This window comes from uncultured Mucilaginibacter sp. (assembly GCF_937859865.1).
Lineage (GTDB): Bacteria > Bacteroidota > Bacteroidia > Sphingobacteriales > Sphingobacteriaceae > Mucilaginibacter_A.
Genome location: NZ_CALMAT010000118.1, coordinates 96468 through 118277 on the forward strand (window position 1 = coordinate 96468; position 21810 = coordinate 118277).

Consider the following 21810-nt stretch of genomic DNA (forward strand, 5'->3'; position numbering starts at 1 on the left):
TGAAATTTATAACTTAACGGTAGATCCACCCGCAGATTCTATTGCTTTTTGTGCTATAGCTGTAAAAGCATGTGCTTTCACTTCTAACTTAGCTTTTAATTCGCCACGTCCTAATATTTTTACCAGGTCGTTCCGGGATACCAAACCATGCGTTTTTAAAGCATCGAAATCTATTGCAGATAAATTAAATTTTTCTACTAGTTCCTGCAAAACGTCTAAGTTAATCCCGATGTATTCTTTACGGTTAGGGTTTTTAAATCCTACCTTCGGAACCCGACGTTGCAAAGGCATTTGTCCGCCTTCGAAACCTACTTTTGATGAAGTACCGGAACGTGAACCTGCACCTTTATGTCCGCGGGTCGAAGTTCCGCCACGTCCGGAACCCGTACCTCTACCAATACGTTTTCTTGTTTTCGTAGAGCCTACTGCTGGTTTTAAGTTACTTAAATTCATAATATTAAATATTTTCTACGGCTACCAAATGATTTACTGTGCGAACCATGCCAATAATGGCACTGTTGGCTTCTACCTCAACGCTTTGGCTGATTTTTCTTAGACCTAAAGCTTTCATGGTTAGTTTTTGGCGTTCGCTTCTATCGATAACGCTTTTTACCTGTGTTATTTTTATCTTAGCCATGTTGTATTAACCGTTAAAAACTTTTCCTAAATTAATTCCGCGTTGTTGTGCCACGGTATGCGCATCACGCAATTGTGATAATGCCGAAACAGTAGCCTTCACCACATTATGCGGGTTTGATGACCCTTTTGATTTTGCCAAAACGTTGTGTACACCTGCTGATTCTAACACGGCACGCATTGCACCACCAGCAATTACACCCGTACCAACAGCAGCAGGTTTAATAAACACAAAGCCACCGGAAAATTTACCAATTTGCTCATGCGGAATGGTACTGTTGATGATTGGAACTTTTACCAAATTCTTTTTAGCGTCGTCAATGCCTTTGGCAATTGCTTCGGTTACTTCTTTTGCCTTACCTAAGCCATAACCAACTACGCCGTTTTCATCTCCAACCACAACAATGGCCGAAAAACTGAAAGTACGTCCACCTTTGGTTACTTTGGCCACACGTTGGATACTTACCAAACGATCTTTTAATTCAATCTCGCTTGATTTAACTCTTTTTATATTGATAGTTGACATTTTGCTAATTGAATTAAAATATTAAACCGCCTTCACGTGCACCTTCTGCCAAAGATTTGATCCTTCCATGGTATAAATAACCGTTACGATCAAAAACTACTTCTTTGATACCGGCAGCAATTGCTTTTTCTGCAACCAATTTTCCTACAGCAACTGACTGATCTGATTTTGATCCTTCAGCTGTAAATTCTTTGGACAAAGAGGAAGCAGAAACTAAGGTTTTTCCGGCCAGGTCATCAATAACTTGTGCATAGATTCCTTTATTGCTTCTGAAAACAGATAAACGCGGACGTTCTGAAGAACCTGTCAAACGTTTTCTGATGCCCTTTTTTATTCTTTCTCTTCTTGATAATTTACCTAACATAACAATTATTTTTTTGATGCAGATTTACCCGCTTTTCTTCTTAATTGCTCACCAACAAACTTGATACCTTTACCTTTATATGGCTCCGGTGCTCTTAATGAACGTATTTTCGCTGCAACCTGACCCAATAACTGCTTGTCTATAGATTCAAGAATAATTGTAGGGTTTTTTCCTTTTTCAGCAGTAGTAGTAACTTTAATTTCTTTCGGCAATTCAAACACATAATGGTGAGAGAAACCCAAAACCAAATCTAAAGTATTACCGGTATTGGTGGCTCTGTAACCAACACCAACCAACTCTTGCTCTAACTTGTATCCTTCGGTAACACCAATCACCATATTGTTAACCAAAGAACGGTACAAACCGTGTAAAGCTTTATGACGTTTTTGTTCAGAAGGCCTTTTCACAACTAACTTACCTTCTTCTTGCTCAATCGTAATATCGCTGTCAACTTGTTGGGTTAAAGATCCCTTCGGTCCTTTAACGGTAACTAAATTATCTGGTGATACAGAAACGGTAACACTACCTGGTAATGCAACGGGCGCTTTTCCTATTCTCGACATTTTTAATTTCTCCGATTAATAAATGTAACATAAAACTTCGCCACCAATATTTTGCTGCTTTGCTTCTTTATCGGTCATTACGCCTTTAGAAGTTGACAATATCGCGATACCTAAACCATTTAATACACGCGGCATGTTTTCTACGCCTGCGTATCTACGTAGCCCTGGTCTGCTTATACGTGACAAATTACGGATCGCAGAGATTTTGGTAACGGGATTGTATTTTAAAGCTACTTTAATGATGCCTTGTGTAGTGGTATCATCAAATTTGTAGTTGGCAATGTAGCCTTTATCAAAAAGTACTTTGGTAATTTCTTTTTTGATATTTGATGCTGGGATCTCAACAACACGGTGGTTTGCTTTGATCGCGTTTCTTACTCGTGTAAGATAATCTGCAATTGGGTCTGTATTCATTTACTGTTATAGTTCTGATAGTGGTATCGGTCAGGGCTTTCCTGCCGACCTGTTATCAATTCAAAATTTTATGTGGTAAAAGAAGCATGGTGTCAACTAACCCTGTTCCAAAGAACTTTTGTTAACTACCAACTTGCTTTTTTTACCCCCGGAATTTTACCGGCCAAGGCCATTTCCCGGAAAGAAACCCTGGAAATACCAAACTGGCGCATATAACCACGCGGGCGGCCAGTTAACTTATCCCGGTTGTGCTGACGTACCGGAGAAGCATTACGTGGAAGTTTATCTAAACCTACATAATCCCCGGCAGCTTTTAAGGCAGCCCTTTTTTCAGCATATTTAGCAACAGCCTTTGCACGTTTTACATCCCGTGCTTTTACACCTTCTTTAGCCATTATTGTTGTTGGTATTTTGGTTTTTAAATGGTAACCCAAATGATTTTAAAAGTTCTAACGCTTCCACATCATTTTTTGCAGAAGTAACAAAGGTAATATCCATACCCATGATCTTATTGATTTTGTCAATATTGATTTCAGGGAAGATAATTTGCTCGGTAATACCCAAAGTGTAATTACCTTTTCCATCAAAACCTTTATCGTTAATTCCTTTAAAATCTCGGATACGTGGTAAAGCTACGGAAATTAAACGATCTAAAAATTCATACATGTGATTATCACGTAAAGTAACACGTACACCAACTGGCATACCTTTACGCAATTTAAAATTAGAGATATCCTTTTTTGATTTGGATGAAACCGCTTGCTGACCGGTAATCGTGGTTAATTCTGCAATTGCAGTGTCAATCAACTTCTTATCTGTAGTAGCAGCGCCAACGCCTTGGTTAATCGCAATTTTTTCCAGCTTCGGAACCTGCATAACGCTTTTGTATTGGAATTTATCCTTTAACGAAGTGCGGATATCGTCTTTATATTGTGATTTTAATCTTGGTACGTAAGCCATTATTTAATTTCCTCCCCAGATTTTTTAGACACCCTTACCAATTTACCCTGCTCGTCTCTTTTTCTTCCTGTACGGGTAGTGTTACCAGTTTTAGGATCAATTAAAGCTAAGTTTGAAATATGGATAGGTGCTTCTTTTTTAACTATTCCTCCGTTAGGGTTAGCTGCATTTGGTTTAGTGTGTTTTGTAACCATATTTACACCTTCAACCAAAGCCCTGCTTTCACTCAATATTACCTCAGTTATTTTACCCTGAGATCCTTTTGAATCACCTGCTATTACTTTTACCAGATCACCTTTACGGAGTTTAAATTTGATCTGAGAATTACTCTTCTTTTCCATGTTATAATACTTCTGGTGCTAATGATACAATCTTCATAAATTGTTTTTCCCGAAGTTCCCTGGCCACCGGACCAAATATACGGGTACCTCTTGGCTCATCCTGATTATTCAAAAGAACAGCAGCATTATCATCGAAACGAATATAAGAACCGTCTTTTCTTCTAACTTCTTTACTGGTCCTCACTACAACTGCTTTAGAAACTGTACCTTTTTTCACATTGCCAGATGGCAAAGCGCTTTTTACAGTTACCACAATTTTATCGCCTAAAGAAGCATACCTTTTGCCCGTGCCACCTAATACCCGAATTACAAGTACCTCTTTGGCCCCGCTGTTATCAGCGACGTTTAATCTTGATTCCTGCTGTACCATTACTTAGCTTTTTCTACAATTTGAACTAATCTCCAATTCTTGTTCTTGCTAAGAGGGCGGGTTTCCATAATGGTAACTGTATCTCCTATACCGCAAGTGTTTGCTTCATCATGAGCCATGAACTTTGTCGTTTTTTTTACGAACTTACCATAAATCGGGTGTTTCACCTTACGCTCAACTGAAACCACAATTGATTTATCCATCTTATTGGATACCACCAATCCTGTTCTTGTTTTTCTTAAATTTCTTTCCATTTTAATTCGAGTGATTAAATTGTTTCAGAAGTTGGAACCGCTTTGCGTTTGGTAATTTCAGTATTTAAACGAGCTATATCTTTCTTGATTTTTGTAATACGGGAAGGATTTTCAATAGCAGAAACGGTGTGCGCAAATTTTAATTTAGTCAGGGTAGATCTTTCTTCTGCCAAGCGGGCAGTAAGTTCTTCTGTTGACAGTTCTAAAATTTCTGAATTCTTCATCTTGTTTTTATTTCGCTCGAAGAGCCTGTGCTTTCAGGATTCGATTTGTTAACTAATTATTCTGCTTCTACGTAATCCCGTCTTACCACAAACTTGGTTTGTATCGGTAATTTTTGGGCTGCAAGGCGCATGGCTTCTTTAGCTGTTTCCAGGGATACACCTTCTGCTTCGAAAATGATCCTTCCGGGGTTAACAACAGCCACCCAATACTCCGGTGCACCTTTACCTTTACCCATACGCACTTCGGCTGGTTTTTTGGTTACGGGCTTATCAGGAAAAATCCGGATCCAAACCTGTCCTTCACGTTTCATAAAACGGGTAACAGCGATACGGGCAGATTCTATTTGACGACTGGTGATCCAGGCAGGCTCCAAAGACTTGATTCCGAATGAACCGAATGAAAGTTCGGCGCCACGGGTGGCAACACCTTTCATTCTGCCTTTTTGCATTTTCCTAAATTTCGTTCTTTTGGGCTGTAGCATTACTTTAAACTTTTACTGTGATACAAAACTTATTTCGTTTTGAATATAATTATCTTCTTTTTGCGCCAGGTGCACCAGCGCCGCCTCTTTGATTGGAGTTATTACCACCGCCTCTTGGGCCGTTGCTGTTTCCTCCGCCAGATCTTCTGTCGTTGTTATTGTTGTTTCTGCGATCGCCGCCTCCTGCATTCCTTCTGTCACCACCACGCTCACGGTCACCATAAGCAGCAGCACCTTCCGGACGTCCGCCTTTGCTGTTCGTGTTGGTGTTGGCACCGATGTTGGGAGAAAGATCACGTTTGCCGTAAACCTCGCCTTTGCAAATCCAAACTTTGACGCCTATTTTACCATAAGTAGTTAAAGCTTCTGCCAGTGCATAATCAATATCAGCACGGAAAGTGTGCAACGGGATTCTTCCTTCTTTATATTGTTCGGTACGTGCCATTTCAGCACCACCTAAACGACCGGAACACATAATTTTGATACCTTCTGCTCCCATTCGCATGGTAGAAGCAATGGTCGTTTTCATGGCCCGACGGAAAGAGATACGTGCTTCTAATTGCTTGGCTACACCTTCTGCCACTAATTGTGCATCCAGCTCAGGACGTTTAATCTCAAAAATATTGATTTGAATGTCCTTTTTAGTCAGCTTTTTAAGCTCTTCTTTGATTTTGTCAACTTCCTGTCCGCCTTTACCAATTACGATACCCGGACGGGCAGTGTGAATAGTAACTGTGATCCGTTTTAAAGTACGTTCAATTACTACTTTGGCAACGCCGCCTTTCGCAATACGTACAGAAAGATATTTACGGATTTTTTCATCTTCCACTAATTTGTCGGAGTAATTATTGCCACCGAACCAGTTAGAATCCCATCCTCTGATGATCCCTAACCTGTTGCCTATTGGATGTGCTTTTTGTCCCATTACAAATTATATGTTATCATTTTTTGAATCTACTATTAACGTTACATGGTTAGAACGTTTTCTAATCCGGTAACCTCTGCCTTGCGGAGCCGGGCGTAACCTTTTTAACTGGCGACCGCCACCCACTGAAATTTCCTTTATAAAAAGAGTACTTTCCTCAACACGTTTGCCTTCGTTTTTTAACTCCCAGTTTTTAATAGCAGATAATAATAGTTTCTCAACTCTAATCGCTGCTTCCTTATTGGTATATTTTAAAATGTACAAAGCTTTTTCCACATTTTCTCCTCTAATCAGATCAACTACCAAACGCATTTTACGCGGTGAGGTTGGACAGTTTTGTAACTTAGCAGCAGAAGCTCCGCCTTGTTGAGCTTTCTCTTGCTCTTTGCGTTGTCTGACTAATACAGACTTTTTAATTTTTGTTGTTGCTTCCATTACCGGTTATTTTTTCTTTTCAGAGTGACCTCTGAAGGTACGTGTCGGAGAAAATTCCCCTAACTTGTGTCCAACCATATTTTCTGTTACATAAACCGGTATAAATTTATTACCGTTATGAACTGCGAACGTGTGACCAACGAAATCCGGAGAAATCATGGAACGACGTGACCAGGTTTTAACTACTGATTTTTTGTTTGAATCATTCAAGGTAAGAACTTTTCTTTCCAAATTATGATCAATATAAGGTCCTTTTTTAATTGAACGTGCCATTATTTTTTCTTTCTTTCGATGATGTAACGATCAGACGATTTCTTTTTATCACGGGTTTTAAAGCCTTTAGCCAATAAACCTTTACGAGAGCGCGGATGACCACCGGAAGCCCGGCCTTCACCACCACCCATCGGGTGATCCACCGGGTTCATGGCAACACCACGAACTCTTGGCCTGCGGCCTAACCAACGTTTACGGCCGGCTTTTCCCAATACTTCGTTTGCCTTTTCAGAATTGGAAACCGTTCCAATGGTAGCTAAGCAAGTAGCCAAAATCATCCTAGTTTCTCCTGAAGGTAATTTAATAATTGCATATTTACCATCACGTGCAGATAATTGTGCATACGTTCCGGCTGATCTTGCAATGATGCCACCTTGTCCAGGGTTCATTTCAATATTATGGATGATAGAACCTAAAGGGATACTCTTTAAAGGTAAAGTATTGCCAACTTCTGGCGGAACCGCATCTCCTGAAAGAACAGTTTGTCCAACTTTGATGCCTTCCGGTGCAAGCATATATCTTTTCTCACCGTCAACATAATTCAACAATACAATGCGCGCCGATCTGTTTGGATCGTATTCGATAGTAGCTACTATAGCCGGAATATCAAATTTATTACGTTTGAAATCGATTAATCTATAAGACTTTTTGTGTCCTCCACCAACATTTCTGATGGTCATTTTACCATCGTGGTTACGACCACCTGATCTTTTGTGAGAAACAACCAATGATTTTTCAGGAACATTAGTAGTAACATCCGAAAAATCGCCTCCAACTCTGAAACGGGTACCAGGGGTAACCGGTTTAAATCTTTTAACTGCCATTTTCTTAATTAGATATTATTACTGTAAAAATCAATTGTTTCACCGTCTTTCAAGGTAATAACAGCTTTCTTGTATTTTGAAGGTCTGCCGGAAACAGAACCAGCTTTAGTATTCCGACTTTTCAATTTACCTTCATACCGCATGGTATTTACAGCCTCTACATTAACGCCATACATAGCTTCAATTGCTCCTTTTATCTGTATTTTATTGGCTTTAGGGTCAACAATGAAAGCATAACGGTTTAACTTTTCTGTTAACTTGGTTACTTTTTCTGTAAGCAAGGGTTTCTTTAGGATTTCCATATTACTTAGCTAATGCTTCCTCCAAAGTTTTAACAGAACTTGCAGTCAACAAAAGCCTACCTGCGTTCAACACATCATAAGTGTTTAACTGATCGGCCGTGATTACTTTTGCTTTTTTGATATTTCTGCTTGATAAATAAATGTTGTTATTTGCTGCCGGAAGAACCAATAAGGTTTTCTCATTGGTAAAATTTAAACCAGCTACTAAATTGATGTAGTTTTTGGTTTTGATTGAATCAAAGCTGAAATCTTCCAACACCACGATGTGGTTGTCTTGTGCTTTGTATGACAAAGCTGATTTACGGGCCAGTGATTTCAATTTCTTATTCAGCTTAAAACTGTAATCACGAGGTTGCGGACCAAAAACACGGCCACCACCATTAAACAAAGGGGACTTAACACTACCGGCACGGGCGCCGCCAGTTCCTTTTTGTTTGTGCAATTTGCGGGTAGAACCAGCAATTTCGTTACGCTGTTTAGATTTATGTGTTCCCTGGCGTTGGTTGGCCAAGTATTGTTTTACATCTAAATAGATGGCATGATCGTTAGGTTCAACGCCAAATACCGAATCAGGAAGCTGCACCCGGGCACCAGTTTCTTGTCCTGAAACATTTAATACAACTACTTCCATTATTTGTCGATAATTACAAATGAACCCTTAGCGCCAGGTATAGAACCTTTTACCACCAATAAATTCTGCTCGTTATAAACCTTTAATACTTCCAGATTTTGAACTTTTACCCGGCTGTTACCGGTTTGGCCGGCCATACGCATGCCTTTAAATACACGTGACGGCCATGAAGACGCACCCAAAGAACCAGGCGCCCTTAAACGGTTGTGCTGGCCGTGTGTTGCCATACCTACACCACCGAAACCATGACGCTTTACAACCCCTTGAAAACCTTTACCTTTGGATGTTCCTACAACATCTACAAAGTCTCCGGCTGCAAAAAGCTCAACAGTAACGGTGTCGCCTAATGATTTTTGATCTTGGAAAGTTGTAAATTCAACCAATTTTTTCTTTGGCGTGGTTCCTGCCTTAGCAAAGTGGCCTTTTAACGGGCCGGAAGTATTTTTTTCCTTCTTTTCGTCATATGCCAACTGAACAGCAGCATATCCGTCTGTTTCTACAGACTTAACCTGTGTAACTACACAGGGGCCAGCTTCGATTACGGTACAAGGAATATTTTTCCCTGTTTCATCGAAAATGCTGGTCATTCCTACTTTTTTACCAATAATTCCTGACATTTTCTTAATTAATTTGTAACTGTCCATCGAAGCAGTAGGGCTTCGTTCAAGACATTCTTCCCCTTTTCGGGACGGCAAAGATAGGAATGTTTGATTAATTATCAAATAGTTACGGGAAAATATTTTTTTTAAAAAAGCAGTAATTAATTGCTCATCTTTTTGACTGCTTTTAAAGCTAATTTTTACTGAAATTAAGATAAGTTCAATGCTTCTTTTATCAGTATAAATTTAGTGACTGTAAATTTCAATTTCTGTTAAACGGACACCAAATTTTGCATGGTAAAAGAAGCATCAGCTTAAATTTTACAGCTTTTATTAAGAAAACCCAACCTTTTGTTATTGATAATGATAACGGCATTGCAATATATGCAACCGGTGTTCCTTTACCTGATAAATCAACCGGTGTTCTCCGGTAATCCGCCGGCTCCAGCAACCACTGTAATTTCCTTTTAATGGTTCAGGTTTTCCTATTCCTTTAAAAGCATTTCGTAAAGTATCTTTTATCAGTTCATTAATTCGTTGCAGTACCTTTTTATCGGTTTGTTGCCAGTACAAATAATCTTCCCACGATTGTGTTTGCCAAACCAATTCCATTTCAATCTTCTATCAATTTGTGCTGCTGAAATTCTCCTTTATTCATTTCATCAATAGCTTGTTGCAAACGTTTTCTATTTGGTTCACTTTTAATTAAATGCATCGTTTCTAACAACGAATTGTATTCTTCTAAAGACATCACGACCACATTCTTCCCTTTGCTTCGCGATACAATTACGATTTCGGCATTATCATTTACTTTATCTAAGTTTTTGGCCAGATTCTGACGGAAATCTGTAAAATTTAAAACATCCATACACGTACTTATTTAAGTACAAAAATAAGGAATAATATCAATCGCCCATTAATCTTTTTATCAATTCAGAACTTTGCTGGCGGCCATGCTCCAACCGGTCTTTAAAAAAATTTTGGGTATGGTTGAAATGCAACTTATAACCATCCATATCGCTGTAGTTTACTATAGCCGACCAATCACGGACAGCAGAATGAAACTCCAGGTCATCGCCGCGGATGCTTTTATCGTACAAAGCCGTTTCGATAGATTCTTCCAGCAATGCTTCGTTTTTGAATAAATATTCGGCTATGCCTAAACGCAAACGGAAAGGCGGAGTTTGGCAGATCAAATTATCGTAAGGGTTTACCTTTAGCTTGTTCCAAGCATCTACCATGCTTAACAAACTTAAATGGGAGTTGGGTTTCCGAAGATGGGAATTGACCGACAACGAAAATTCTTTCATAATGCTGTCGTCTAGTAAAATGGGTGTCCGGCTTTCGTGGAAAACAAAATCCCGTGCTTCGTACAATCGTCGGCGCAACTCCTTTTCATCTTCCTGAATCATCAGCTTAAACAATTCGGATTCAGAAACTGCATATTGCTTTACCTGCTGCTTGGCGTAAGGGTTTAAAATGGCCGCACCGGCATATACGTGCGCTTTGTAACTGAAAATTCGCAGCATAATTAGGATTTTTACATTGTCAATCCCGCCAATGTAAGCTGCGTTTTCCCAGGGATAAAAACCTGCCGTGGCACAAGCTGTTCCCATACTTTCAAAACCAACATGTGTAACAGCTTGTGTATCAGCAACAATTTTATCATGCTGATGATAGTCCTCCATTTCTACCAAGTTTACTTCCAAAAGCAGCAGCACATCTACCAACGTTTGATATGCTTTTTGATCACAGCGGTGTGGGATCACGACCAGCTTTTGTCCCTTCGGCATAAAACCTGGCCCATGCAAAGCGTGAATGGTAATGATTTGGGCATCGGAAGGCAAAAACTCTTCAAAAGCAGCAATTTCCGGATGCTTTACCGAAGTTTGGCCGGCCACAATTGCACCTGGTTTTGCATAAGGCGCGTAACGCGCCACCACTTCTTTGATTTTTTCTGCTTCAACCGAAAAGATCAGCAAATCACTTTTTTGTGCGGTTTCTCTTCCATCTGCAAGCACTTCAATTTGGTATGGGTTCAGTTCTTCGCACAAACGTTCGAAATTGTGTGGCAAATCGCTTCCGCAAACTTCCAAGCCTTGCTGCGCAAAAGCTTTTGCATAAAGCCTGCCCATATCGCCTAAACCTATAAATCCAATAACCATGCGGCTAAGTTAATTACGTTTAAGTTATTTTAATGCTGATGTTCATATTCGTTTGCATCGAATACTATATTTTTGTTATAATGGCATTGTTTAATTTGAAAATGTTTACCCAAACCAAAGCTTCTTTTATGCACCTAAAAACAGCATTCTGTTTATTGCAGGTAATTCTATTATCTACTATAATTTCAACTGGTTACGCGCAGGATTCTGTAAAAACGAAACCTCGCGCAACAACGGCAGCAAAACCGGTTGTAGGGAAAACGCTTCCGCCAAAAACCAATCCTACAAAAACTTATCCGGTAAATACCGGTCAAACTGCGCAACCACGGCCAACTGTTGCTGCGCCAATTGCAGTTAGCCCGGATAAAAGTTTAGGCGGACAGTATCAGTTTATTTTGGGCAAAACTTACAGTTACCAGCATCCAATGATTGATGCTTTTTATAAAAGTATGCAAGATAGTTTACGTACTTTACACAGTAGTTTAACTGCTATTAAAACCAAATTAGCAACACAAACCAAAACCCTGGCAGCTTTGCAAACTGATGTAAACAGCAAAGAACAAAGCTTGAATGAAACCAATGCGCAGGTAAACAACATCAGTTTTTTGGGGATGCCTGTTGCCAAAACCACTTACAACACCATGATGTGGGGTTTGGTGATTGCGTTGGGTTTAATCGCAGCAACGGTAATTTTCTTGTCGGCCAGTGCGAGGCGCGAAGCACATTACCGCACTAAATTGTACAACGAACTGGAGGAAGAATACAAAGGCTACAAAACCAAAGCCAACGACAAGGAGAAAAAACTATCGCGCGATTTGCAGACTGTTAGAAATAAATTGGAAGAAATTACCGGCAACCCTGAATATTAGGGATGCTTCTTTTATCGGGTAAAAATTGGTGTTAAAAAGATGATTCCTACCGGTTGTCCCAGAAAAATAGAACCTCTATTGACGATTCTTTAACCTGATAAAACAAAGAACAGTTTTTGGGTACGAAGCCTTTACGCACATCAGAATTATTAATTACGGCTTCAAAACTTTGAAATTAAAGTTAGGGTTTTAAGAACGCGTTTTTCAAATTTTTGAACTTCTCTTTGTCCAAACCTATCCTCTTATTTGTTTTTAAGAGCTTCGAAAGAAACAATTGCTTCCTGAGAAAAGACAATTGTATATTCCTTCATTTCGAAATAGATAAACTTTTCTTGAATTCTTTCAACGAAACCGTTCGACCTGCTTTGATGTCTTCCTGGCCTCTTTTAATTCCTTTTAAAACATGGATAGGTAAAACATCTTCTTTTTTTCGTAGGCAATATTTAACGATTTGAAAAAATCCAACACGATTTTTTCTTGTTCTGCTGTTGGATGTACAAGGTAAGTTTCCATTTAAACAAATATATCAAAATCACGATACAAAGTAAATACTTCTTTTATCACGTAAAAATTGGTGTTAAAACAAAAAAGATCGTTCTTTTTCAAAACGATCTTTTTTATTTATGGATAAAAGAAGTACTTACACTTTGATTTCTACTTCAACGCCGCTTGGCAATTCTAACTTCATCAAAGCATCTACAGTTTTTGAGTTGGAGCTGTAAATGTCAAGCAAGCGTTTGTAAGAACACAATTGAAATTGCTCTCTTGCTTTTTTGTTTACGTGCGGTGAACGCAAAACGGTAAAAATTCTTTTTTCAGTTGGTAAAGGAAGCGGTCCGCTAACTACAGCGCCGGTTGGCTTTACAGTTTTAACGATTTTCTCGGCAGATTTATCTACCAAATTGTAATCGTAAGATTTTAATTTGATTCTGATTCTTTGGCTCATTTTGTTTTTTTGTAAAGTATAACCGTAAGAGCTATTAGTTACGGTTATACAATTAGTTTAATTATACCGATGCTTCTTTTAGCACCTAAATTTAAGCGTGTGCTTTTCCTTTTGATTTGGCTACTACTTCTTCTTGTACGTTACGTGGGGCTGGTTCGTAGTGATCAAACTCCATGGTAGAAGTTGCACGGCCGGAAGTGATGGTACGCAATTGTGTTACGTAACCAAACATTTCTGACAATGGCACAGTAGCTTTGATTACTTGTGCACCTGCACGAGAATCCATACCTAAAAGCTGGCCACGACGACGGTTCATATCACCGATTACATCGCCCATGTTTTCTTCAGGAGTCAGGATTTCAATCTTCATGATTGGCTCTAACAATACTGGTTTACATTTTGGTAATGCTTCGCGGTAAGCAGAACGTGCGCAAATCTCAAAAGATAAAGCATCCGAATCGACTGCGTGGAAAGAGCCGTCAATTAAACGAACTTTCATGTTTTGTAATGGATAACCGGCCAATACACCGTTTGCCATTGCTGCAGCAAAACCTTTTTCTATAGATGGAATAAATTCCCGTGGGATAGAACCACCAGAAATTTCATTGACAAACTGTAAACCTGTTTTGTCTTCGTCATTTGGAGAAATGATGATTTGAATATCAGCAAATTTACCACGACCACCCGTTTGTTTCTTGTAAGTTTCGCGGTGTTGTGTTGTACCGGTAATTGCTTCTTTGTAAGAAACTTGTGGCGCGCCCTGGTTAACTTCAACTTTGAATTCACGTTTCAAACGATCCATGATAATATCTAAGTGAAGCTCGCCCATACCTGAGATCACAGTTTGGCCGGTTTCTTCATCTGTATTTACACGGAAAGTTGGATCTTCTTCAGTCAATTTACCTAAAGCCATACCTAGTTTATCTACGTCAGCTTGAGTTTTAGGCTCGATAGCTAAACCGATAACCGGCTCAGGGAAATTCATAGACTCCAGAATAATCGGAAATTTCTCATCACAAAGTGTATCACCAGTTTTAATATCCTTAAAACCAACTACCGCAGCAATATCTCCTGCTCCAACATTAGGAATAGGGTTTTGCTTGTTTGCGTGCATTTGGAAAATACGGGAAATACGTTCTTTATTATCAGAACGCATATTATGCACATAAGAACCAGCTTCTAAATTACCAGAATACACACGTATAAAACACAAACGACCAACAAATGGGTCAGTTGCAATTTTAAACGCTAATGCCGCAAATGGTTCTTTAACATCCGGTTTACGCATTACTTCTTCGCCAGTGTCTGGGTTTGTACCGATAATACCTTCTACGTCCATTGGCGATGGCAATAATTCCATCACATAATCCAACATGGTTTGTACACCTTTATTTTTGAAAGATGAACCACAAATCATCGGAACAATTTTGGCATCTAAAACAGCTTTACGCAAAGCATCTAAAACTTCGCGTTCTGTAATGGTATCCGGGGCATCAAAAAACTTCTCCATCAGGCTTTCATCATAGTCAGCTACTGATTCCAATAATTTTTCTCTCCACTCAGTTGCTTCTTCAACCATATCTTCCGGAATAGGCACTTCGGTAAAGGTCATCCCTTTATCATGCTCATTCCAAACAATACCGCGGAAGTTGATTAAATCAATTACTCCTTTAAAACCTTCTTCAGCGCCAATTGGTAACTGCAATGGCACAGCATTACTGCCTAACATTGTTTTTACCTGTTTAACAACTTTTAAAAAGTCTGCACCAGAACGGTCCATTTTATTAACGAAACCGATACGAGCAACGTTGTAATTATTAGCTAATCTCCAGTTGGTTTCTGATTGTGGCTCAACACCATCAACAGCAGAAAACAAGAAAACCAAACCATCTAATACCCGTAATGAACGATTTACTTCAACCGTAAAATCTACGTGTCCTGGTGTATCAATAATATTGATATGATAAGTTTGTCCTCTGTATTTCCAATCTACCGTAGTAGCAGCCGAAGTAATGGTGATACCACGCTCCTGCTCTTGTGCCATCCAGTCCATCGTTGCCGCACCTTCATGCACTTCTCCGATTTTGTGGCTTACGCCCGAGTAGTACAGGATACGCTCGGTAGTAGTGGTTTTACCGGCATCAATGTGGGCGGCAATACCAATGTTTCTTGTATATTTAAGATCTCTTGACATTATTTTTTTGTTTGATTTCTCTGATTTTATAAATGATTACACCGATTATTCTAAATCAAACAATCGGTGTAATCCTCTAATAATCTGTGTAATCTTCTTTAATTAGAAACGGAAATGGGAGAACGCTTTGTTGGCTTCGGCCATTTTGTGCGTATCTTCTTTCTTTTTCACGGCTGCGCCTTCGCCTTTTGCGGCCGAAATGATTTCGCCGGCTAATTTCTCCATCATGGTTTTTTCTCCGCGACGGCGAGAGTAGCTAATCAGCCATTTCATGCCCAAAGCAATTTTACGCTCCGGCCGAACTTCTGTAGGCACCTGGAAGTTGGCTCCACCAACACGGCGCGATTTCACTTCTACAGCTGGCATTACATTGTTCAATGCTTTTTTCCAGGTATCCAAACCGCTTTCGCTTGTGCGTTTTTCTACCAATTCAACGGCATCATAAAAAATAGTATAAGCGGTAGATTTTTTACCGTCATACATCATGTTATTTACAAACCTGGTAACCAAAGTATCATTGAACTTTGGATCAGGAAGGATAATTCTCTTTTTTGGTTTTGACTTTCTCATTGCTTGCTATCCTCCTTGAATTATTTCTTTTTCTTAGCTGGTGCACCTTTTGCCGCTACAGCCGGTTGTCCTGGTTTAGGCCGTTTTGTTCCGTATTTAGAACGACGCTGGTTACGACCTGCAACACCTGAAGTATCCAATGCACCACGGATGATGTGATAACGAACACCTGGTAAATCTTTTACCCGGCCACCACGAATCAATACAATCGAGTGTTCCTGTAAATTGTGGCCTTCGCCGGGGATGTATGCGTTCACCTCTTTGCCGTTGGTTAAACGGACACGGGCAACTTTACGCATGGCTGAGTTTGGTTTTTTAGGGGTAGTGGTATACACACGTGTGCACACACCTCTTCGCTGTGGACAACTGTCCAACGCTGGCGACTTACTCTTGTCAACCATAGCTACTCTACCTTTTCTAACTAATTGCTGAATAGTAGGCATTTTTGTTTTTAAATGTTTACAGTTTTTTCCTTATATCAAAAGGACTGCAAAAGTAGTGAGTTTATTTTTGATAATCAAGCGGTTGGCGGAAAAAGAATTTTTGGGTGGTAAAAGAAGTATATTTAATTATTGAAGTCTTTTATACGTCATCGCTGCTACAACAACCAATTAAAGTATAAGTTAAAAGAGTTGGCAAATACTCAAAACAGGATCGAGCATCACCTTGTTAATTTAGCGATTATACAAAAGAAGCCTTTTTCCAGAATGCTTCTTTTACCATACAATTTTTGCTAAACCTCATGCTAACCATCATCCCCAACAAAGAAGAATTTGTATTAGAAATCCACCGCCGCTTATCAGAAGTTTATGGCAGCCAAATCAAATACTTTCATGATCTGGATCCGTTAAGTGAACTGGTTTCAGCATTATTATCACACCGGACTAAAAACCGCGATTCGGGATTAGCCTTTTCTAATTTACGCAACCTCTTTGGCACTTGGGAAAATGTACGTGATGCAGCAACAGACGAGATACAAACAGCCATAAAACCTTGCACCTGGCCAGAGCAAAAGGCACCACGGTTACAACAAATTTTGGGTTTAATAACCGAACGTCTCGGCACGCTATCTTTAGATTTTTTAATTGAAATGGACGTTACCGCTGCACGGAAATGGTTGGAAGAACTGCCCGGCGTCGGCCCGAAAACCAGCGCTGCAGTATTATCTTTCAGTAATTTGCGTGCGAAAGCTTTGCCAGTTGATTCGCACCATTTTCGTGTTGCCGTACGCTTGGGTATTATTGATGCTAAAATTGGGGAAGCAAAAGCAAACCGGGTATTGGAAAACCTGTTGCCGCCAGATTTTACCGCCCAGGAAATGTATGATAACCACCAGGTAATGATGCGGCATGGGCAAAAAGTTTGCTTTCATTTTAAACCGAATTGCAAAGATTGCGTATTGTTGGATCTTTGCCCAACCGGACAAAGTTTGGTTGATCAACAAACTGGCTAAGCCTTTGCCATACTTCTTTTACCGGTTAAATTTAAGCGAAAGTATTTAACAAGCTTAAAAAAACATTTGCTAATTGGGATACCTATAATTCTACTAACAATTATTGATAAACAACCGTACAAATGGCAGCTATCCTGTGCAACAAAACATTTTTGTAGTTTAGCAAGTTGAAACACCATTTTAAAAACTTAAATTATTAGCCCATGAAATTTAAACGATCAATACCGGCACTGCTTTTGGTTGCCGTATTGGCCCAAAGCTGTGTCAGCACCAAAAAGTACCAGCAATTGCAAACCAGTTATAATCAATTGGACAGCAACACGCGCAACCTGAACGGTAAATATTTATTAAGCGAACGCAATGTTGCCGTTTTAACCAACCGGGTTGCAAGTTTGGAAGAGCAGTTGGCTTCTGAAAGAGCCAATTCAAAATCATTACAAGATGCGCTAAACAAAGCCTTAAACGCCAGCAGCCAGGGCAACGTAAACGTTTCAAAACTGGTTGATGAGATCAACAGTTCGAACAAATATATTCAGCAATTAATCAACACTAAAAACAAAAGCGACTCGCTGAATTTGGTTTTGACCAACAATTTAACACGCTCTTTAAGTCAGCAGGAAATGAAAGATGTTGACGTGCAGGTGTTAAAAGGTGTTGTTTACATTTCGCTTTCGGATAACATGTTGTACAAATCCGGCAGTTACGAAATTTCGGATAAATCAGGCGAAACGCTAAGTAAGATTGCTAAGATCATTATGGATTATAACAACTACGATGTGCTGATTGAAGGCAATACCGACAATGTTCCAATTACGTCAAAGAATATCCGTAACAATTGGGATTTAAGTACCTTGAGGGCATCATCTGTTGTACAAGCTTTACAAAACATTTATCATGTTGACCCAAAACGCTTAACTGCCGGTGGCCGTGGCGAATACAACCCAATTGCAGACAACAGCACCGAAGCCGGTAAAATTAAAAACAGGCGCACCCAAATTATCATTACGCCAAAGTTGGACCAGTTTATGGATTTGATTGGCAAGGCGCCAGAGAAAACGAAATAAAAGCAAATCGTTTTTGCATAAAAAGCTGCCTTTTATTTAGAGGCAGCTTTTTTTATGACTTAAAATCTGATACAGGTCTAACAATCAAAATATCCGTAAAAAAGGAATTTATTGGAGTTTAAACATCTGCTACAAAACCAATATTTTCCCCTTCTTCAAAAACCACATAAGCACGTTTCCAGGGTTCATCGCCCAGCATTTGCCAGGTGTGGCCGCTGCCGGTGGTGTCCATCGCGATCAAAACTTCGCCTGCTTTTAACACAAATTTTTCACCGCTAAAAACAGTAAATTCTAAGGTGCCGGTTAAGGTAAGTACGAATTGGGTAGTGGGTGCTGTGTGCCAGCTATCAAAAGTACCGGCCGGGGTTTCTTTAAAATGAACAGAAACAGCTTTTGTAATAAAGTGTTCTGGTACATTGCCGATAACAATATGCGAATGCCCATCGGCACCTGTTATCATCTGGTAAGCTTTAATCATGGAATGTCAATTTTATGCCGATAAAAGAAGCATTATGCTTATGCCCTTTTAAAAGTCATGGTTTTACCAATGAATTTAAAATGCCAGTAGCCGGTAACTTTCAAAACGCCTTCGTTGGTGATGCTGGCTGCCGAACTCCAGGTGCGGCCGTTTTTGGCATCATAGATCATGCCGTTTTCCCAGGAATTGGTTTGCGGGTTGTACGATAAGTTGTCCACCACTTCCATTCCAACTAGTTTCCGGTTCCGCAATGTTGGATCCGGGTTTTTGTAATCCAGTCTCGTGTTCATCGGTTTGGTTTTATCGTCCGAATCATCAAACCAAACCAGCTTGGCCGCATACTTATCGCCATTTTTATAAACCTGCACCATTACGTTTTTTTCTTCAGACAACCATTTGCCCAAAATCCTGTCTTGTACAGCAACGCCGGTAGTTAATATTTGTGCCGAAGACTGGTTTGCCGTGCCAAAATTAAAGAGCAACATAAAACAGTAAAAAATAACTGGCCGGATCAAAATTTGCAATGCTTCTTTTATCATATAAAATTTTGTGTTTCGCACTATAACGACGTACAGCGTGTTACCTTATCCGTTATTTTTATTGGGCAGATAATTTTTGCAGGCCACGCTTTTCGGGCGGTAAGGCCATAAACTTTTTATACGAGTCGTTAAGGTATAAAGTAAGCGAAGAACGAGGTGTTTTTTTCAAAAAGGCAAGTGTTGGGCGGTACAGCGTCATAAAATTTTCCAAATCCTGGCCTTTTAGCGGCACCACACTGCTTACGTAGGCTGCATTAAAAATGGAATCTATTTGCCGTTCATCTGTTTCGCGGTCAAAATAATGTTTTAAACGACGTGCATTTTTGGCTTCTTTTCCAAAGATACGCGAAGGCGACAGGGCAAATTTGCTTTTTTCGTACACATCCGGATATTCCTCGCGCGGGTTAAAGGAACGCGTGGAAGTAACATTGACCGTATTTAAAGTGATGTTACGGAAAGAAAGTTCAATGTGTTTTGGGTTCAGATCAACCAAATACAAGGTATCAGAAACATAACCTGGCGAAGAAAAAATCAGCGTATGGTTGATTACGGTCCGAATGCTAAAGTTGCCGGAATTATCGGTCAGCGAAACTTCTTTTGAATTGATGTCGCGCACAAAAACATTCGACAGTTTTCGCGAAGATTTCCCTTCGTAAACTGTTCCCTTCAAAATAGTTTGGGCTTGTACGCTTCCGGTGATCACCAAAAACAGGATTAAAAATAGGCGGCTGCTCATGTTTAAGTAACCCAGATTTTTATTAAAAGTTGTGTTAAATTTTTTGCCGGTAAAAGAAGCATCAACTGCATCAAAAAAAGCACTGGTTTCCCAATGCTTCTTTTACCGGTATATTTTTTGGATTGATAAGATTATTTTTTCCAAACGTTGTTGTCCGGGTTAAAATCAGGCAAAACTTTATCAGGGTCAGAAGTTACCGATTCTATTTTTTCGGTGGATGGATAGCGGAAAGTCCAGGTGGTGTTGCGCATCCAAATCTCAACCGGCAATTTAATACGGTCGGTTTTGCCGCTTTCGGTTTTAACTTCCAAAATCATTGGCATCGGCATTTTTTCTAAATTATCTACCGTAATCAATGCACCTTTTGCCGGGTCGTTATCTACATATTTTACATCGCGCACGGCCTGGTCTAAACGCCAGTTATACTGAAACCAGCTCCGCCAAAACCAATTTAAGCTTTCGCCCGAAACATTTTCCATCGTCCTGAAAAAATCATCAGGCTGCGGATGTTTAAAAGCCCAGCGATTGATGTAGGTTTGAAAAGCGCGGTCAAAACGTTCCGGGCCTAAAATCTGTTCGCGCAGCAAAACCAAACCGGCACTTGGTTTAGAATACAATAAAATCCCGTTGTTTCTTTCTTTTACGCCATCAACCGGGCTTAAAATCGGCTCTAAAGCAGGAGCTGTAAAAATAGCGCCAATGCGGTGCATATCTGGTGGGTTGGCTGGCTTGTATTCGCCGTTGTTAAAGTTAGCGGTAGAAAGTGTGTTGATAAACGTATTAAAACCTTCGTCCATCCAACCGTACAAACGTTCGTTTGAGCCAACAATCATCGGGAACCAATTGTGGCCAAACTCATGGTCGTTTACGCCCCAAAGCGAACGGCCTTTTGCTTTGTACCCGCAGAAAACAATACCCGGATATTCCATGCCACCAACAATACCGGCAACGGTTGTGGCCGAAGGATAAGTAAACTCGTACCATTTGGCCGAGTTAAACTCGATGGATTTTTTAGTGTATTCGGTTGACCTTCCCCAGGCATCATCGCCCACGCTTTCTACCGGATAAGCAGAAATAGACATTGCTTTACGGCCGCTTGGCAAGTTCATTTTGGCCGCATCCACTATAAAAGCTGCGGAAGAAGCCCAGGAAGCATCGCGTGCATTTTTGAGTTTAAAATGCCAGGTCAAGGTTTGTTTTCCAGCTGGGCGCGAAGCTTTGTTGGTTACTTCGTCCGCCGTGCGGATCATCACCGTTTTATCGCTTTTTGCTGCTGCTGTCCAGCGTTTTAACTGCTCGGCCGTGTAAACTTCCTGCGGGTTTTGCAACTCGCCGGAGGAAACCACGATATGATTTGCAGGCGCGGTAATGTTAATATCAAAATCGCCGTATTCTAAATAAAACTCGCCCGGGCCAGTGTAAGGCAACATGTTCCAGCCGGAAACATCGTCATACACATACATCCGCGGATACCATTGTCCAATCGTATAAATTTTTCCGTTTTTGGTATCGAGATAACCTGTTCTGTCCGAGCCATAATTGGGTTCGATAAAACTGTATTCGATTTTTAACTTTACCTGGCCGCCATTGGCATTTAAGTTTTGCGGAAGAAAAACCTGCATCCGCGTATCGTTGATCATAAACTTAACGTCGGTTTCGGTGGCTTTTCCTTT

At 40.0% G+C, this 21810-nt stretch carries 34 protein-coding genes; 3 read left to right on the forward strand and 31 right to left on the reverse strand.

What is annotated here, in order from left to right; translation table 11 throughout:
- Positions 1-6: 6 nt before the first annotated feature.
- The 23 genes from rplO to Q0192_RS12630 all read right to left on the reverse strand — a co-directional run bounded on the left by rplO (position 7) and on the right by Q0192_RS12630 (position 11288).
- Positions 7-453: a 50S ribosomal protein L15 gene (gene rplO / locus Q0192_RS12520; protein ID WP_299289818.1), complete on the reverse strand. Its 447-nt coding sequence runs from the start codon at positions 451-453 to the stop codon at positions 7-9.
- 4 nt (positions 454-457) lie between these two features.
- A complete protein-coding gene (gene rpmD, locus Q0192_RS12525) occupies positions 458-637 on the reverse strand; it encodes a 50S ribosomal protein L30 (RefSeq protein WP_299289819.1) in 180 nt (59 codons plus the stop codon).
- Between the two features lie 6 nt (positions 638-643).
- Entirely contained in the window at positions 644-1162 is a 519-nt protein-coding gene (gene rpsE, locus Q0192_RS12530; protein ID WP_366518187.1) for a 30S ribosomal protein S5, read from the reverse strand.
- 13 nt (positions 1163-1175) lie between these two features.
- The gene (gene rplR / locus Q0192_RS12535; RefSeq protein ID WP_299289820.1) at positions 1176-1526 is read right to left on the reverse strand and encodes a 50S ribosomal protein L18; all 351 of its coding nucleotides are present in this window, start codon (positions 1524-1526) and stop codon (positions 1176-1178) included.
- Positions 1527-1531: 5 nt separating this feature from the next.
- Complete coding sequence (gene rplF / locus Q0192_RS12540; protein ID WP_299289821.1) at positions 1532-2089, reverse strand: 50S ribosomal protein L6; 558 nt, start codon at positions 2087-2089, stop codon at positions 1532-1534.
- Positions 2090-2104: 15 nt separating this feature from the next.
- Entirely contained in the window at positions 2105-2503 is a 399-nt protein-coding gene (rpsH, locus tag Q0192_RS12545) for a 30S ribosomal protein S8 (RefSeq protein ID WP_299289822.1), read from the reverse strand.
- 125 nt (positions 2504-2628) lie between these two features.
- Positions 2629-2898 carry a 30S ribosomal protein S14 gene (rpsN, locus tag Q0192_RS12550; protein WP_299289823.1) on the reverse strand — a complete coding sequence of 90 codons (270 nt, stop codon included), beginning with the start codon at positions 2896-2898 and terminating at the stop codon, positions 2629-2631.
- The gene (gene rplE, locus Q0192_RS12555) at positions 2891-3463 is read right to left on the reverse strand and encodes a 50S ribosomal protein L5 (protein ID WP_299289824.1); all 573 of its coding nucleotides are present in this window, start codon (positions 3461-3463) and stop codon (positions 2891-2893) included. The genes rpsN and rplE overlap by 8 nt, the downstream gene beginning before the upstream one ends.
- The gene (gene rplX, locus Q0192_RS12560) at positions 3463-3804 is read right to left on the reverse strand and encodes a 50S ribosomal protein L24 (protein ID WP_299289825.1); all 342 of its coding nucleotides are present in this window, start codon (positions 3802-3804) and stop codon (positions 3463-3465) included. Before rplX ends, rplE begins: the two co-directional genes overlap by 1 nt.
- Position 3805: 1 nt before the next feature.
- The gene (gene rplN, locus Q0192_RS12565; protein WP_157566169.1) at positions 3806-4174 is read right to left on the reverse strand and encodes a 50S ribosomal protein L14; all 369 of its coding nucleotides are present in this window, start codon (positions 4172-4174) and stop codon (positions 3806-3808) included.
- Entirely contained in the window at positions 4174-4428 is a 255-nt protein-coding gene (gene rpsQ / locus Q0192_RS12570; protein WP_157566166.1) for a 30S ribosomal protein S17, read from the reverse strand. The genes rplN and rpsQ overlap by 1 nt, the downstream gene beginning before the upstream one ends.
- Before the next feature lie 14 nt (positions 4429-4442).
- Complete coding sequence (gene rpmC, locus Q0192_RS12575) at positions 4443-4652, reverse strand: 50S ribosomal protein L29 (protein WP_299289826.1); 210 nt, start codon at positions 4650-4652, stop codon at positions 4443-4445.
- A gap of 56 nt (positions 4653-4708) precedes the next feature.
- Positions 4709-5134 carry a 50S ribosomal protein L16 gene (gene rplP, locus Q0192_RS12580; protein ID WP_299289827.1) on the reverse strand — a complete coding sequence of 142 codons (426 nt, stop codon included), beginning with the start codon at positions 5132-5134 and terminating at the stop codon, positions 4709-4711.
- A gap of 49 nt (positions 5135-5183) precedes the next feature.
- Complete coding sequence (gene rpsC, locus Q0192_RS12585; RefSeq protein ID WP_299289828.1) at positions 5184-6059, reverse strand: 30S ribosomal protein S3; 876 nt, start codon at positions 6057-6059, stop codon at positions 5184-5186.
- Positions 6060-6065: 6 nt separating this feature from the next.
- A complete protein-coding gene (gene rplV / locus Q0192_RS12590) occupies positions 6066-6494 on the reverse strand; it encodes a 50S ribosomal protein L22 (RefSeq protein WP_299289829.1) in 429 nt (142 codons plus the stop codon).
- A 6-nt stretch (positions 6495-6500) separates the two neighbouring features.
- The gene (gene rpsS, locus Q0192_RS12595; protein WP_174290448.1) at positions 6501-6767 is read right to left on the reverse strand and encodes a 30S ribosomal protein S19; all 267 of its coding nucleotides are present in this window, start codon (positions 6765-6767) and stop codon (positions 6501-6503) included.
- Positions 6767-7591: a 50S ribosomal protein L2 gene (rplB, locus tag Q0192_RS12600; RefSeq protein WP_299289831.1), complete on the reverse strand. Its 825-nt coding sequence runs from the start codon at positions 7589-7591 to the stop codon at positions 6767-6769. The genes rpsS and rplB overlap by 1 nt, the downstream gene beginning before the upstream one ends.
- An 8-nt stretch (positions 7592-7599) precedes the next feature.
- The gene (gene rplW / locus Q0192_RS12605) at positions 7600-7893 is read right to left on the reverse strand and encodes a 50S ribosomal protein L23 (RefSeq protein WP_299289832.1); all 294 of its coding nucleotides are present in this window, start codon (positions 7891-7893) and stop codon (positions 7600-7602) included.
- Position 7894: 1 nt separating this feature from the next.
- Entirely contained in the window at positions 7895-8524 is a 630-nt protein-coding gene (rplD, locus tag Q0192_RS12610) for a 50S ribosomal protein L4 (RefSeq protein WP_299289833.1), read from the reverse strand.
- Positions 8524-9141: a 50S ribosomal protein L3 gene (rplC, locus tag Q0192_RS12615; protein ID WP_299289834.1), complete on the reverse strand. Its 618-nt coding sequence runs from the start codon at positions 9139-9141 to the stop codon at positions 8524-8526. Before rplC ends, rplD begins: the two co-directional genes overlap by 1 nt.
- A 336-nt stretch (positions 9142-9477) precedes the next feature.
- Positions 9478-9735 (reverse strand): Txe/YoeB family addiction module toxin, encoded by a 258-nt coding sequence (locus Q0192_RS12620; protein ID WP_299289835.1) that lies wholly within the window; start codon positions 9733-9735, stop codon positions 9478-9480.
- 1 nt (position 9736) lies between these two features.
- The gene (locus tag Q0192_RS12625) at positions 9737-9991 is read right to left on the reverse strand and encodes a type II toxin-antitoxin system prevent-host-death family antitoxin (protein ID WP_299289836.1); all 255 of its coding nucleotides are present in this window, start codon (positions 9989-9991) and stop codon (positions 9737-9739) included.
- Positions 9992-10028: 37 nt separating this feature from the next.
- Complete coding sequence (locus Q0192_RS12630) at positions 10029-11288, reverse strand: prephenate dehydrogenase (RefSeq protein ID WP_299289837.1); 1260 nt, start codon at positions 11286-11288, stop codon at positions 10029-10031.
- Between the two features lie 80 nt (positions 11289-11368).
- Between Q0192_RS12630 and Q0192_RS12635 the strand changes: the two genes are divergently transcribed.
- A complete protein-coding gene (locus tag Q0192_RS12635; protein WP_299289838.1) occupies positions 11369-12157 on the forward strand; it encodes a hypothetical protein in 789 nt (262 codons plus the stop codon).
- 640 nt (positions 12158-12797) lie between these two features.
- Here the strand turns inward: Q0192_RS12635 and rpsJ are convergent.
- The 4 genes from rpsJ to rpsL form a co-directional block, all read right to left on the reverse strand.
- On the reverse strand, positions 12798-13103 hold the full coding sequence (gene rpsJ / locus Q0192_RS12640) for a 30S ribosomal protein S10 (protein WP_157566118.1): 306 nt from the start codon (positions 13101-13103) through the stop codon (positions 12798-12800).
- Positions 13104-13194: 91 nt separating this feature from the next.
- Entirely contained in the window at positions 13195-15297 is a 2103-nt protein-coding gene (fusA, locus tag Q0192_RS12645; protein ID WP_299289839.1) for an elongation factor G, read from the reverse strand.
- Between the two features lie 102 nt (positions 15298-15399).
- Positions 15400-15867: a 30S ribosomal protein S7 gene (gene rpsG / locus Q0192_RS12650; protein ID WP_299289840.1), complete on the reverse strand. Its 468-nt coding sequence runs from the start codon at positions 15865-15867 to the stop codon at positions 15400-15402.
- A gap of 20 nt (positions 15868-15887) precedes the next feature.
- A complete protein-coding gene (rpsL, locus tag Q0192_RS12655) occupies positions 15888-16310 on the reverse strand; it encodes a 30S ribosomal protein S12 (protein ID WP_299289841.1) in 423 nt (140 codons plus the stop codon).
- A 299-nt stretch (positions 16311-16609) separates the two neighbouring features.
- On the opposite strand from rpsL, the gene Q0192_RS12660 reads away from it, so the two are divergent.
- Together Q0192_RS12660 and Q0192_RS12665 are read left to right on the forward strand one after the other, a co-directional pair.
- Positions 16610-17320, forward strand: a complete 711-nt coding sequence (locus tag Q0192_RS12660) for a hypothetical protein (protein WP_299289842.1) — start codon at positions 16610-16612, stop codon at positions 17318-17320.
- 203 nt (positions 17321-17523) lie between these two features.
- On the forward strand, positions 17524-18384 hold the full coding sequence (locus Q0192_RS12665; protein ID WP_299289843.1) for a flagellar motor protein MotB: 861 nt from the start codon (positions 17524-17526) through the stop codon (positions 18382-18384).
- A gap of 118 nt (positions 18385-18502) precedes the next feature.
- Here Q0192_RS12665 and Q0192_RS12670 read toward each other — a convergent pair whose 3' ends face one another.
- From Q0192_RS12670 to Q0192_RS12685, 4 genes are all read right to left on the reverse strand, one after another.
- Entirely contained in the window at positions 18503-18862 is a 360-nt protein-coding gene (locus Q0192_RS12670) for a hypothetical protein (RefSeq protein ID WP_299289844.1), read from the reverse strand.
- Between the two features lie 38 nt (positions 18863-18900).
- A complete protein-coding gene (locus tag Q0192_RS12675; protein ID WP_299289845.1) occupies positions 18901-19401 on the reverse strand; it encodes a DUF2147 domain-containing protein in 501 nt (166 codons plus the stop codon).
- Between the two features lie 58 nt (positions 19402-19459).
- Positions 19460-20137 carry a hypothetical protein gene (locus Q0192_RS12680; RefSeq protein ID WP_299289846.1) on the reverse strand — a complete coding sequence of 226 codons (678 nt, stop codon included), beginning with the start codon at positions 20135-20137 and terminating at the stop codon, positions 19460-19462.
- A 131-nt stretch (positions 20138-20268) separates the two neighbouring features.
- On the reverse strand, positions 20269-21810 hold a 1542-nt coding region (locus tag Q0192_RS12685), incomplete at its 5' end, for a M1 family metallopeptidase (protein WP_299289847.1).